Below are 13,360 nucleotides of genomic sequence, written 5' to 3'. Positions count from 1 at the left end.
TTGTCTACCGGAGGTAAAGCACTGACAGAGCTAGGGGTCCTACCAGATTACCAAACTCTTTCAAACTCAGAATGCCGGTCAGATGTACCATGGGAGTCAGACAGTGGGTGCTAAGGTCCATTGTCGAGAGGGTAAGAGCCCAGATCAACAGCTAAGGTCTCCAAATCTATGCTCAGTGGTTAAGGTGGTGACGTTGTAGAGACACCCAGGACGTTGGCTTAGAAGCAGCCATCGTTTAAAGAAAGCGTAATAGCTCACTGGTCTAATGACGTTGCGCCGAAAATGTAACGGGGCTAAGCATAGTACCGAAGCTTTGAATTCCGCGTATGCGGTCTGGTAGGGGAGCGTTCTTCACGGGCAGAAGGTGTGTTGTAAAGCATGCTGGACTGTGGAGAAGTGATTATGCTGACATGAGTAACGATAAAACGGGTGAAAAACCCGTTCGCCGTAAACCCAAGGTTTCCTGGGTAAAGGTAATCTTCCCAGGGTTAGTCGGTCCCTAAGGCGAGGCTGAAAGGCGTAGTTGATGGGAAACGTGTTAATATTCACGTACTTGTATGTTCGCGCGATGGAGGGACGCAGGAAGGTAGACGGTCCGGGTGTTGGATTACCCGGTGCAAGCAGGTAGGCGTGAGGTGCAGGCAAATCCGCACTTCTTTACGCCGAGACGCGAGTCCGTGACCGTAAGGTCTGAAGCCGTTGAGCCTCTACTGCCTAGAAAAGCTTCTAAGTATAGAACATGCAAACCGTACCGAAAACCAACTCAGGTGGGTGGGATGAATAATCCAAGGCGCTCGAGAGAACTCTGGCCAAGGAACTCGGCAAAATAACCCCGTACCTTCGGAAGAAGGGGTGCTCCTTCGGGTGAAATTGATTCACTTAATGAGCCTGAGGGAGCCGCAGTGAAATGGTGGTGGCGACTGTTTACTAAAAACATAGGTCTGTGCGAAGTCCTAAAGACGACGTATACGGACTGACGCCTGCCCGGTGCCGGAAGGTTAAAAGGAGAGGTCAGCGCAAGCGAAGCTTTGAATTGAAGCCCCGGTAAACGGCGGCCGTAACTATAACGGTCCTAAGGTAGCGAAATTCCTTGTCGGGTAAGTTCCGACCTGCACGAATGGCGTAACGATCTCCACACTGTCTCGGCCAGAGACTCGGTGAAATTGAAGTCGCGGTGAAAATGCCGTGTACCCGCAGAAAGACGGAAAGACCCTGTGCACCTTTACTATAGCTTGACATTGGGATTTGGAACTGCATGTGTAGGATAGGTGGGAGACTGTGAACTCTGTACGCTAGTATGGAGGGAGTCATTGTTGAAATACCACCCTTGTTTTTTCAGGTCCCTAACCCTCTACCGTTATCCGGTGAGGGAACAGTGTCTGGTGGGTAGTTTGACTGGGGCGGTCGCCTCCTAAAGTGTAACGGAGGCATGCAAAGGTTCCCTCAGGCTGATTGGAAACCAGCCGTCGAGTGCAAACGCATAAGGGAGCTTGACTGCAAGAGAGACATCTCGAGCAGGTACGAAAGTAGGTGTTAGTGATCCGGTGGTCCCGAATGGAAGGGCCATCGCTCATTGGATAAAAGGTACGCCGGGGATAACAGGCTGATCGCATCCAAGAGTTCACATCGACGATGCGGTTTGGCACCTCGATGTCGGCTCATCACATCCTGGGGCTGAAGCAGGTCCCAAGGGTACGGCTGTTCGCCGTTTAAAGTGGTACGCGAGCTGGGTTTAAAACGTCGTGAGACAGTTTGGTCCCTATCTTCTGTGGGCGCTGGAGAATTGAAAGGGCCTGTCCCTAGTACGAGAGGACCGGGATGGACGCACCCCTGGTGGACCTGTTGTCGTGCCAACGGCACAGCAGGGTAGCTATGTGCGGAAGGGATAACCGCTGAAAGCATCTAAGCGGGAAGCCTGCCTTAAGATAAGTTCTCCCTGGAGCAATCCCTGAAGGGCCGAGGTAGACTACCTCGTTGATAGGCTGGAGGTGGAAGCGTCGCGAGATGCGGAGCTGACCAGTACTAATAGCCCGTGCGGCTTGTTTATGAAAAAAACTCCTTCCTTCCCTGTCAATTAAATATTTGACAACTTTGTTGGTAGCCATGGAGGAGAGGGTACACCCAATCCCATTCCGAACTTGGAAGTTAAGCTCTCCATCGTCGATGATACTGCATAACGTCATGTGGGAAAGTAGACCGCTGCCAACATCTTTTAAAAAGCCCTTCGCTGCTAAAGCGCGAAGGGCTTTTTGTCGTTCTGTGGCAAAGTGTTCCTTCTCTCCGGACTGATGTCCTTGGCTGTGTTGGTTGCAGTTTGCCCCCTGAGGCTGGATTGCCCGCAGCCATCTTTCTGTTTTTCTTGAACCTAAATTGAATAAGGCGCTGGCGCGGGCCTTGCGAGCGACACACCACAAACATGTCGCGCTGCAAGAGGCGTGACAGCGCCGGAGTTACTTCTTCTTCTTCTGCTGCTGTTGGCGCTGCTGCCCTGCTTTACTCCCGAGGCTCTGCTCCTGCTGCTGTTTCGCCTCATTGCACATTGTTTCGGCTGTCTGACTCACTCGATTTTCAGCTATTTTCGCTCAAGGCAGCCTTATTCCATGCTATTTCCAATGCCCCTCATTTGGGCCGCCTGCGCGGCGGGCGGCAGAGGGGGCCTGTTAGGGGCTGCGCCCCTCCGAGGCCCCCTCTGCACTCCCCCCGGACAACCCCCTGGAGCTTTCCATATCCCGTCACCCGGCGAGGGCTGCGCGGCACCTGCTGCGGGAGCTTCCTCGCTGCGCTCGGCGATCTCCCTCCGCGCCGCGCAATGCCAGCAACCGATTGGTTGACGGGCTCACGTTTAAACGGCGTGCAGCCGTATCTATGACAACATCTTTTAAAAAGCCCTTCGCGCTTTAGCAGCGAAGGGCTTTTTGTCGTTCTGTAGCAAAGTTTTCCTTCTCTCTCCGGACTGATGCCTTGGCTGTTGGCTGCAGGTTGCCCCCTGAGGCTGGATTGCCCGCAGCCATCTTTCTGTTTTTCTTGAACCTAAATTGAATAAGGCGCTGGCGCGGGCCTTGCGAGCGACACACCACAAACATGTCGCGCTGCAAGAGGCGTGACAGCGCCGGAGTTACTTCTTCTTCTTCTGCTGCTGTTGGCGCTGCTGCCCTGCTTTACTCCCGAGGCTCTGCTCCTGCCGCTGTTTCGCTTCATTGCACATTGTTTCGGCTGTCTGCCTCACTCGATTTTCAGCTATTTTCGCTCAAGGCAGCCTTATTCCATGCTATTTCCAATGTCCCTCATTTGGGCCGCCTGCGCGGCGGGCGGCAGAGGGGGCCTGTTAGGGGCTGCGCCCCTCCGAGGCCCCCTCTGCACTCCCCCCGGACAACCCCCTGGAGCTTTCCATATTCCGTCACCCGGCGAGGGCTGCGCGGCACTTGCTGCGGGAGCTTCCTCGCTGCGCTCGGCGATCTCCCTCCGCGCCGCGCAATGCCAGCGTCCGCGTTCGTGTTGAATGGGAGGCCGGGGAGGCGTCTGGTTGATTGCAGGAAGTCTCAAGAATGGCGGTCGATTGTTTGGGGCAGGCACTCGATAGCGGTGAGGCTGGCTTTTGGTCTAGTCTTTGGGATCAGTATGCAGCACTTTGTGGCGGAGAACAGCACGGTTTCTGTTGTTTTTCGCGCCTCATAATAAATACTTTCTATTCTCAAGATGTTTTCCGCGTACGTTGTCCCCAAGGTGCTAATAAGCCCGGCGTACTGAACCCAAAAGTGCTGTCACGCAACAACGCACTCAAGCCAGTGCAGTTTTTCAGGCAGGGAGGGCCTGTCGCCGGGGGCGGCGTCATAAAGAACCGAAGCCGACACGTCGGCGAGGTTCGTGCATAGCCGCCTCCGAAAAAGGTATTCGTTGATCAGGGTAGGACGGGGGGGCTTCGGGGGGGATGCAAGGGGGGCCGAGAAGGGGGCGCAGCCCCATAACCGGCCCCCCTTGCCGCCCGCCGCGCAGGCGGCCCAAACAACACACAAAAAAAAGCTCCCGTGCCCGCAGGGCGCATGCTGTTCAATCAGGCGACAGCCCAAACCGCAAGAGTAAACAGGACTCGACGCTTACCACAGCCCCCAACCTCGGCACAGCCTCCCAACCCCCACGTGAGGCGCTCCCCATCATAAACATCATGTCCGGCACGGATTCTGCAAAGCAAGCTGTGCCGGTATTCCGGCAAGGAGTCAGTGCCATGAAATTGACAATCTTGCGCAATCCCGTCCTGTGGATATTCACAGCGGCCCTGCTGATCAGCATGGTTCTTCCGGCGCAGGCCGTGCGCATCAAGGATATTGCCAACTTTTCCGGGGTTCGTGACAACCAGCTCATAGGCTATGGCCTGGTGGTGGGTCTGGCGGGCACGGGCGACAAGAAAGACTCGGTCTTCACCATGAGTTCCATGAAAAACATGATGGACCGCATGGGCATTGGCGTGGATTCTTCGGCGCTCAAAACCAAGAACGTGGCCTCGGTCATGGTGACGGCCCGTATGCCGGTGTCGGCCAAGCCGGGCACGCGCCTTGACGTTACCGTGTCTTCCGTGGGCGATGCCACATCCCTTCTTGGCGGCGTGCTGCTGCAAACGGCCCTCAAGGGCGTGGACGGCAAGATATATACCCTGGCTCAGGGTTCACTGACCGTGGGCGGTTTTTCCAGCCAGGGCAAGGCGGCCAGCGTCAGTAAAAACATCAGCACCGTGGGCATCATTCCCGGCGGCGGCATTGTCGAACGCGGCATCCCCTTTGAGTTCAATCAGCAGGACAAGCTCACCCTGCACCTGCGCACCGCTGACTTCAGCACCGCGCAGCAGGTGGCCGAGCGCGTCAACGGCGCCATGGGCGGTCCCTTTGCCCGTGCTGTCGATGACATGTCCATCACTATGGATATCCCCGCCCAGTACCGGAACAACATGGTTCCCCTCATGGCTTCCATCGAAAATCTTGACGTCAGCCCGGACACCTCCGCCAAGGTGGTGGTGGACGAAAAGACGGGCACCGTCGTGCTCGGACGCGACGTGCGCATCATGCGCGCCGCCGTTGCTCACGGCAACTTGCAGATAACCGTGCAGGAAGGGCAGCAGGTGTCGCAGCCCGGCCCCTTCTCGCAGGGGCAGACTGTGGTGACCCCCACGACGGAAACCAATGTGCGCGAAGAAAACCGCCATCTGGTTATTGTCGAGGGAGCGACCCTTCAGGAACTGGTGGACGGCCTGAACTCCATCGGGGCCACCCCGCGCGACCTTATTTCCATCCTGCGCACCATGCAGGTTTCCGGTGCGCTGCTGGCGGAGCTGGAGGTAATATAAATGACCTCGCCTCTTACCACAGGGCTTGTGCCGCATGAAGCCGGCGGGGCTGAAGTGTCCCGCCGCGAGTTCCAGTCCCGTCTGGCTGGCGTGGGTAACCTCAACGGCAAAAAAATGACGGAAGCGGACAAGGAAAAAAAGCTGCGCGAAGCCTGCGAAGGCTTTGAATCCATATTTATCCAGAAAATGTGGCAGGAAATGCGCAATACCCTGCCCAAGACCAACATGCTTCAGGGCCGTGAAGAACAGTACTGGCAAAGCATGTATGATCAGGAACTGGCCAAGTCCATGACGGCGGCCGGGGGTATTGGTCTGGCGGACATGATGTATGCCCAGCTTTCGCGCAATCTCGTTTCGGCCAGTCGCGGTACGGCCTCGGCCAGAGCAGGTGCTGCGTCGGGTTTTGTGCCGCAGGTTGCCTCGGTAATGCCGCAGGATGGAGAGGCGACCAGCCTGGCCGACGGGCAGAACAGCGCCCAGAGCGGAGCTGGACACACCGCCATGCGCGGCAGAGTGCCCATCCCTTCCGTGTATGACGGCATCGCTCCGGTGCAGGATATGGGCGAATCCATGCAGATTCAGGTGCTGCCCGCCGGCACGGGCTCTGCCCAGGCCGCGCTCGCCGCAGCGGGGCAGCCCGCGTCCCAGCCGCCTCTTGTGGTTGCTCCGCCCGAAGTGGAGCAGGCCCTGGCCGCCCTGCGGGCGCGTAAGGAAGCCGCCGCGAAGCAGGAGGAACAGCGCGTTCCCAATATGAATACGGGTCTGAACATGGCCCGCGCCGCACAGTTTGAGGCGGGCAGCAAGCTGGGCGCGCGCGCGGTGCTGCCGCGTACGCACCTTAACGGGCCTGCCTACAACGCCGCCGGAAACGGGCAGTCGGCCCAAACGGCGCAATCCCGGCAGGCGGCGCAGGCGCAGCAGGCCACTCAGGCGCTGGATACGCAGATGCGCATGGCGCAGAGCATGGGCACGCCCGCCGCCATACAGGCAGCCATGCAGCCCGGCCAGGAGCATGGGCAGACTTTCGCGCAAACCTCCGGGCAGGCTTCTGGCGTCCCCGGCGCGCAGGCCGGTATGCAGGGGGCCATGCAGGCGGGCATTCCTGTGCCGCGCCCGCAGCAGGCCTCCCAGCCCACAGGCGGCGTCATAACGCCCGGACCGGCCACGCCCGCCGGGCAGGAAGCCGCGCAGGAGCCGCATATCCAGAAGGTGCGGTACACCACCAATGTGCCGCCCGGCCAGCGCAAGACTTCAGCCAACGACATTCTGCACAACCTCGCGGTTGAAAACGCGTCAGGGCCGCAGCAGGGGCCGCAACTGGGGCCGCACCAGGCATCACAGCAGGCGCCGCAACAGGCGGTGCAGTCCGGCATGGGCGCGCCATTGCCGGGGCAGCCCGCTGCCGCCGGCCATGAGGCCGCGCAACAGCCGCATATCCAGAAGGTGCGGTACACCACCAATGTGCCGCCCGGTCAGCGCATGACTTCAGCAAGCGATATGCTGCGCAACCGCAGTGTGGACGCCGTTGGCCCCAACAGCCGCGCGGGAGCGGGCCTGGCTGCCTATCATGCGCAGCAGGCCGGGCAGTCGCTTCAGGCCGCACCGGGGCAGCCGCAGGCGCCAGCTACCATACAGCCGCTGCAGGCCCCGACGCAGACCCGGGCAGGGCAGCCCGCAACGCCTGCCGAATCCGTAACGCCGGCGACGCTGCAAGGCGTGCAGGCTCCGCAGTTGGCCCAGCCCGCAGGGGGCTATGGCATTCCGCCCCTGACGGCCATGGATCTGCGGCGTTGACGGCAGGCCTTTCCCTTTCCGTCCGGGCACGGAAATTGCTTTATTCGGGACGGGGCGGCAGATTCTGCCTGCGGGCCATAAGCCACAGGCCGCCCAGCGAGGTTTATCATGTACACGACAGTCCATACATCCCTGATCCGGCAAAGCAAGGCCCTCACCCTGCTGTGTGAACTTATGGAAGAAGAGTATCAAACGCTTCTTGGCCATAATACGGACGCCGTAGTGGCGCTGGAGTTTTCCATTCAGGAGCTTATCCGCCAGTTGGCGGCGGAAAAGGCCACGGTCATGAAGGCCCTGGCGGGCGTGCGCGTCAAGGAATACGTCGCGACGCTTCCCCAGTCCCAAGGCGGTGCGCTGCTGGATATGCTGACCGTCATAGACAGGGCCGAGCAGGAAGCCGCCCGTCAGGCCACGCGCAACAGCCAGCTTTCTCTGGCCCTGCTGGACCAGAGCAGCCGCACTCTTGTGGCGCTGACAAGCCAGGTCATGCCGCCCAAGGCAGAAACCTACGGCCGCCGGGGCGGTATGCGCTCTCACGGCCACCCCGAAGCCGCGCTTATCTCAGGGAGGCTCTAAGTCATGCTTAGCGGTCTGCTTAACATGGGTCAAACGGCGCTCAATGCGTCCCAGGCATGGATATCCGTCACTGGCAGCAACATCGCCAATGCCGACACTCCGGGCTATGCCCGTCGCTATGTGGATCAGCGCGACGCGGGCACCATTACCGCCAAGCCCGGCGGCGAGAGCATGGGCGTCAATGCCCAGCAGATACTACGCTTTTTCGACGCGTTTCTTGAACGTTCCTATGTGAGGCAGTCCACCAATTCTTCCCGCTGGACAGAGCAGGATACCGTGCTCAGCTCTGTTGAAAACCTGTTCAACGAGTCCAACCGGTCGGGCATAAGCTCATCCATGAATGCTTTTTTCAAGGGATGGCAAGATCTTACCAAGCTTCCGGACAATAATGCCTATCGTCAGAGCCTGCTTTCCTATGCCGACAACCTGAGCGACATGTTCAGCAGCACAACGGCAAGCCTCAAGGCCGTTCAGAGCGAAATGGACGTGTCCATCAACCAGTCGGTGGACCGTATCAACACCCTGGCCAAGGGCATTGCCGACCTTAACAGGCAGATCACGAGCAACACCGTTGATGGAGTGAGCAATCCCAACGCCCTGCTTGACCAGCGCGACCAGATGGTGCGCGAGCTGGCCACGCTTGTGGATGTGGAAACCGTCGACAACGGCAAGGGCAACTTCACCGTGCAGCTCACCACCGGGCAGCCGCTGGTGCAGGGGCAGAACGTCAACGAACTCAAGGTCATGGGGCCGCGCGCCGAAAGCAATCTTACGGTCGGCTCGGCGTACACGGGCAACGTGGAATTTCAGGGGTCTGACAGCCACGAGTACACCGTTGAGATTCTCAATGGCGGCAACGTCGGCGACACGCCGCCGCCGAGCTTTCGCGTGTCGCTGGACGGCGGCAAAACGTGGCTGCGTGACGAGAGCGGCAAAGAGCTGCACTATGATATCACCGACGTTGACGGCGATGGCAAGGTAGACCCCGTACAGGTCAAGAATCTCAAGATATCCTTTACCGAAGAGAACAATTTTACCGCTGGCGACAAGTTCAACATCATGCCCAAGAGCGGCCTGTACTGGATAGAGCCCACACGCGGCCCCCAGAACGTCACGCCGCAGACGTATTTTGACGGTTCGGAAAACAAGAACCGCGTCACCGGCGGCAAGCTGACCGCCTACTATACCGTGCGCGATGACAACTGCGGCCGCTATCTTGATGAGCTGGACGCCGTAGCCTCTTCTCTTATCTGGGAAGTCAACCGCCTGCACAGCCAGGGAACCGGCACGGAACTGCTGACCTATGCCCAGGGCACACAGCAGGTGCAGAGCGCCCAGCAGCCCCTTGGTTCGGCCCAGAGCATCCTGCCGTATGCCGACAAGCTCCAGAGCGGCAATCTCAATATCTATTTTTACGACCAGACCACTGGCGACTTCCGGCCGACGGCTTCCGGCACAAATTCGCTGGATTTCAGCTCCATCACGCCTCCCGGCACGGTGAATTTTGACCCGACCGTGCATACGCTTCAGGACGTGTGCGACGTCATTAACAGCAGCTTCCCCGACAGCAGCGCGCCGGGCGTCAACATGCTCAAGGCCAGCATTCAGGACGGCAAGCTGCTCATCGAGTCCAATCCGGCCAGCAATGTCAAGTTCGCCATGGGCGTGGACAGCACGGGGCTTCTGGCCGCTCTGGGCATCAATTCCTTTTTTACGGGCGACAGCGCGTCCAACATGGCCGTCAACAGCCAGCTGCACACCAACGTCAACCTCATCGCCGCCGGGGCCGTCAACGGGCAGAACCAGGCCAACAAGGGCGACGGATCAACGGCAACGGCCATTGGGGCGCTCGCCACCAAGGACGTGACCATTTCGACCACCTGGAAAACCGTGTCCAACCAGAGCCTCGGCGAATACTACGCCACGCTGGTAACCACAGTGGGCGCGGACAGGCGGCTCTCCAAAACCAATTCGGAGTATCACACCTCCCTGACCACGGATCTCCAAGACCGCGTAACTTCCGTAACAGGGGTGAACCTGGACGAAGAAATGTCCAACCTCATCAAGTATCAGCATTCCTATACGGCGGCGGCCAAGCTTATCACAACCGCCGACCAGATGCTGCAAACCCTGCTGGGCCTCAAGCAATAGGAGCTGTCATGGCCATTCGAGTTACTCAAAGCTCCATGTACAATACCATGGTGAGCCAGATGCAGAAGAACCTTTCTGCCTATATGGAAAGCAACGAGCAGGGCTCCACGCAAAAAAAGATCAACCGCCCCTCTGACGATCCCGCGGGAACCTATCGTGTGCTCATGACCAGGGATGACATCAGCGACACCAAGCAGTACCAGTCCAATTGCGATACGGCCGAAGGGTGGCTCAATCTGGCTGACGATGTTCTGGGCACACAGTTGAGCACAACCCTGACCAAGCTCAAAAGCCTGATGGAACAGGCAGCCACAGGAACCACGGCCAACCAGCGCACGCTCATCGCCGCGGAAGCCAAGGAGATTTTTGGCCAGATTCTCAACCTGTCCAATACCCAGTTCAACGACAAGAGTATTTTTGCGGGGCAGCGCTATGACCGGAACGCCTACGAGCAGAGCCTTGGCCTGACCAGTTGGGACACCAACTGGAACAGCGAGATCAGCAAGGGAAACTACACCATTGAGGGCGCAAGCAATACCTCCATGATGGTGCAGTTTACCAGCAGCGGCACGCTTGGCGTTGACGCGCTGGACTACCGCTGGTCCAAGGACGGCGGCACAACCTGGACAAACGCAACCGTGACCGCCGGCAGCAGTACCGTGGTGGCCGACGGCGTGACCATCACCATGAAGCAGAACATGGCCGTCAGCGCTGCGGACACAAGTCTGGGGGCCGGGGCCAATAACGGCACGCTCGTGTACATTCGCCCCACGGCCGTGTATCAGGGCGACGACAACGATCCTCCGCCGGAGATGACCGTCATGGGCGGCCCCGCAGGATTGATAACATCGGCCAGCGGCGCTTTTGGCAACAATGTTCTCGTACGTATGGATGCGGATCCGAGTGTGGATTTGTCCACCACGGGCACGCCCTTTACCTACTCATACAGTCTGGACAGCGGCAGCACCTGGGTAACGGCCACGGCGCAGACTGCGGGCGGCGGCAAAGTGCGCCTGCCCGTGCCCGGCGGCTATATGGACCTGGACACCGTAGGGCCTCCTCCGGCCGCGTCCACCGTCATAGACAAGGGCACGCAGGTGCTTATCCATCCCTCGCGCGCCAACCTGAACCTGGAAATCATGAAGGGCACGTATATTGCCGTCAATAATGTGGGCAAGGATATTTTCGGCGGCTACTACCAGGGCCAGCCGGCCATCCAGGGTGATGCCAACCTGTTTGAGGTGGTAGGCGACTTCATTTCCTACTGTGAGAACAACAACCAGGAAGGCTGCCAGAAAAGTCTGGCCGCCATTGAATCGGCGCAGCAGAATATTCTCAGTCAGGTGGCCCGCATCGGCGGCCTTGAAAACCGCGTCAGTATGGCGCAGGACGTGCTGAGCTTTCAAAAGGTAGACCAGGAAGAACGATTAAGCTATACCGAGGACATCGATCTTACCGATCTGTTGGCCAAGCTCACGCGGCAGCAGTTGACGTACCAGACGGTGCTTCAGTCTTCATCGATGATTATGCAAATGAGCCTTGCCAAGTACTTATAATAGGTAGCACTTATGCTGATACTGACGCGTCGCCCAGGTGAAAGCCTTTATCTCGGCGAAAACATACGCATAACCGTTCTGGGTATGCAGGGCAAACAGGTCAAACTTGGCCTGGAAGTGCCGGGCGACACCACCGTTTACCGCGAAGAAGTGTACAAGCGGGTTGTGGAAGAAAACCGCCGCGCTCTTGAAACCAGTAACAACGACCTTATGGTGGCTGCTGAATTATGGCACGAAACAAAGAAATAGAGATCGAAACCCGCCTTGGCCGGCGTAGTGTCGATGCTGAAAAGGTTGTGCATTTTCCACGCGGTCTGGCCGGATTTGAAAATGAAAGAGATTTCATTTTGCTGCAAATCCGCCCCGAGGCTCCTCTGCTTATTTTGCAGAGTACAAGCAACCCCGTGGTTGGCTTGCTGGTGGCTGATCCTTACAGCTTTATGGACAAGACAGCGTATGCCCCAGCCATAGGCGAGGCCGAAAAGCAGCTTCTGCAAATTGCGGATCTGGAAGAAACAGCCGTGCTGGTGACGGTTTCCATTCCTGCCGGGCAGCCAGAGGCGGCCGTGCTCAACATGGCCGGGCCCATTGTCATCAATTCCCAGGCCCGCCTGGGACTTCAGGTGCCGCAGTGCGGCGATGGCCCGCAACAGATATACATGCACAGCCTTAAACCCGTGGATGACGAATCGCCCGCGGAAGAGAGCGGGGCCGCCCCGGCGGAGTAGCTGTGCTTTTGCCCTGGTCGGCAAGAATTGTTCCGGCTTTGCAAGGCCCCTTTTTCAATGACTGAAAAAGGGGCCTTGATTTGTTGGAAAGGGCGGCTTCAGGGCGTTGCCACGTTGAAATACCTTGTGGGGGAGGGACCCTTTTGCAAAAGGGGACACCTCTATACGTTGCTCCGACCGTTGCTCCGACTAGAGCAGATTAACTTTGAAATGTGAAGCATTTCAAAGTTTTCATCCAGCCGAAAAATGCGATTTGCGGCTGAATCCACGCCACGTTGTGGCGCGTCGCGCTTTCGTGCAGCGTTAGAGTATTTACACTTTTTCAAAGTTAAAATGCGCTATTGCTCCGAAAGGAAATTATCGTTTGGCGGGCACTGGCCCTGTTACCGCAGACCGGGGCTGTTTGCCGGAAGGAGCGGCGTCGTCCGAAGTTTTGTCCGCGCCGTTGTTGCTGCCTTCCACATGCACTGTGGGCAGACTTGCGAATGCGGGGTCATGCTGGTTCATGGCATTCATGATGGTTACGGTAATATCCGTGCCGGGGGCGGCGTCCAGCATTCCGTTGCGAGGCAGCACCATTTGCGCCTTGGTGCTTTCACGCCAGCGGGCCACTTCTGTCAGCATATGGTTTACAACTACCTGCCTGGCCGCCGCTTCTTCCAACGCCATCTGGCGGCGCAGGGTGTTCAGGCCCTGCGCCAGCGTCTGTTCCCGCTCTGCTGGCGGCGTGGCGGCGTGCATTTTTTGCAGTTCGTTCCACCCTGCGTCCAGACGCTGGCGGGCGGCATCAAGGTGCCTGACTGCGGCCTGGGCCGCACGGGATTCGCGCAAAATACGATCTACATCCACCACTCCGACCTTGGGCGGATCATCGAAATTAAGGCATCCTGTCAAAAAAATGCAGAGCAGCCCCAGGGCTGTAAAACGAATTTGTTTTTTCATACCGTTACCTTGACGAAAAAAGCCGTCCACACCCCAGGAAGGGCAGGGCGTGAACGGCCGCGCAAGCTGTGTGGCGCTTGTGCTGTTTGCAAATGCAGGCGGGGCGGCGTAAGCCGCCCCGCGCCGGATGGTTCTGGTCTGTTTTGCGTTACTGGTTAAAGAGCCTCGTGGAAACGCGCAGTTGTTTCGTTTGGCAAGGCGCGATCTTTTTTTGAAGCAGGAGTGGACTCTTCCGTCCTCGACTGTTTCAAAAAAAGTGAAGCAACGACGCCAAACGG

The 13,360-nt window shown here is 58.3% G+C and carries 8 protein-coding genes and 2 rRNA genes (1 of these 10 only partly in view); 9 read left to right on the top strand and 1 reads right to left on the bottom strand.

Annotated elements, in window-relative coordinates:
• From ACZ5DH_RS10715 to fliW, 9 genes are all read left to right on the top strand, one after another.
• Nucleotides 1-2,047: ribosomal RNA gene (locus tag ACZ5DH_RS10715) — 23S ribosomal RNA — on the top strand (it extends 886 nt beyond the left edge of the window).
• A 46-nt stretch (nucleotides 2,048-2,093) separates the two neighbouring features.
• A 5S ribosomal RNA gene (gene rrf / locus ACZ5DH_RS10710) occupies nucleotides 2,094-2,208 on the top strand.
• Nucleotides 2,209-4,222: 2,014 nt separating this feature from the next.
• Nucleotides 4,223-5,335, top strand: a complete 1,113-nt coding sequence (locus ACZ5DH_RS10705) for a flagellar basal body P-ring protein FlgI (protein WP_291301725.1) — start codon at nucleotides 4,223-4,225, stop codon at nucleotides 5,333-5,335.
• Nucleotides 5,336-7,129 (top strand): rod-binding protein, encoded by a 1,794-nt coding sequence (locus tag ACZ5DH_RS10700; protein ID WP_464254271.1) that lies wholly within the window; start codon nucleotides 5,336-5,338, stop codon nucleotides 7,127-7,129.
• Between the two features lie 108 nt (nucleotides 7,130-7,237).
• Nucleotides 7,238-7,705 (top strand): flagellar export chaperone FlgN, encoded by a 468-nt coding sequence (gene flgN / locus ACZ5DH_RS10695; RefSeq protein ID WP_464254270.1) that lies wholly within the window; start codon nucleotides 7,238-7,240, stop codon nucleotides 7,703-7,705.
• Nucleotides 7,706-7,708: 3 nt separating this feature from the next.
• Nucleotides 7,709-9,856, top strand: a complete 2,148-nt coding sequence (gene flgK / locus ACZ5DH_RS10690; RefSeq protein ID WP_464254269.1) for a flagellar hook-associated protein FlgK — start codon at nucleotides 7,709-7,711, stop codon at nucleotides 9,854-9,856.
• 8 nt (nucleotides 9,857-9,864) lie between these two features.
• Entirely contained in the window at nucleotides 9,865-11,412 is a 1,548-nt protein-coding gene (locus ACZ5DH_RS10685; protein WP_464254268.1) for a flagellin N-terminal helical domain-containing protein, read from the top strand.
• A 12-nt stretch (nucleotides 11,413-11,424) separates the two neighbouring features.
• Nucleotides 11,425-11,661, top strand: coding sequence for a carbon storage regulator CsrA (gene csrA / locus ACZ5DH_RS10680; RefSeq protein WP_012625619.1), 237 nt, complete (start codon nucleotides 11,425-11,427; stop codon nucleotides 11,659-11,661).
• Entirely contained in the window at nucleotides 11,640-12,140 is a 501-nt protein-coding gene (fliW, locus tag ACZ5DH_RS10675) for a flagellar assembly protein FliW (protein ID WP_464254267.1), read from the top strand. Before csrA ends, fliW begins: the two co-directional genes overlap by 22 nt.
• Nucleotides 12,141-12,497: 357 nt before the next feature.
• Here fliW and ACZ5DH_RS10670 read toward each other — a convergent pair whose 3' ends face one another.
• The gene (locus ACZ5DH_RS10670; RefSeq protein ID WP_464254266.1) at nucleotides 12,498-13,082 is read right to left on the bottom strand and encodes an OmpH/Skp family outer membrane protein; all 585 of its coding nucleotides are present in this window, start codon (nucleotides 13,080-13,082) and stop codon (nucleotides 12,498-12,500) included.
• Between the last annotated feature and the right edge of the window lie 278 nt (nucleotides 13,083-13,360).

Source organism: Desulfovibrio simplex (assembly GCF_055387835.1).
Note: the sequence above shows the minus strand (reverse complement) of the source record. Positions and strands in the feature narration are given on the sequence as shown.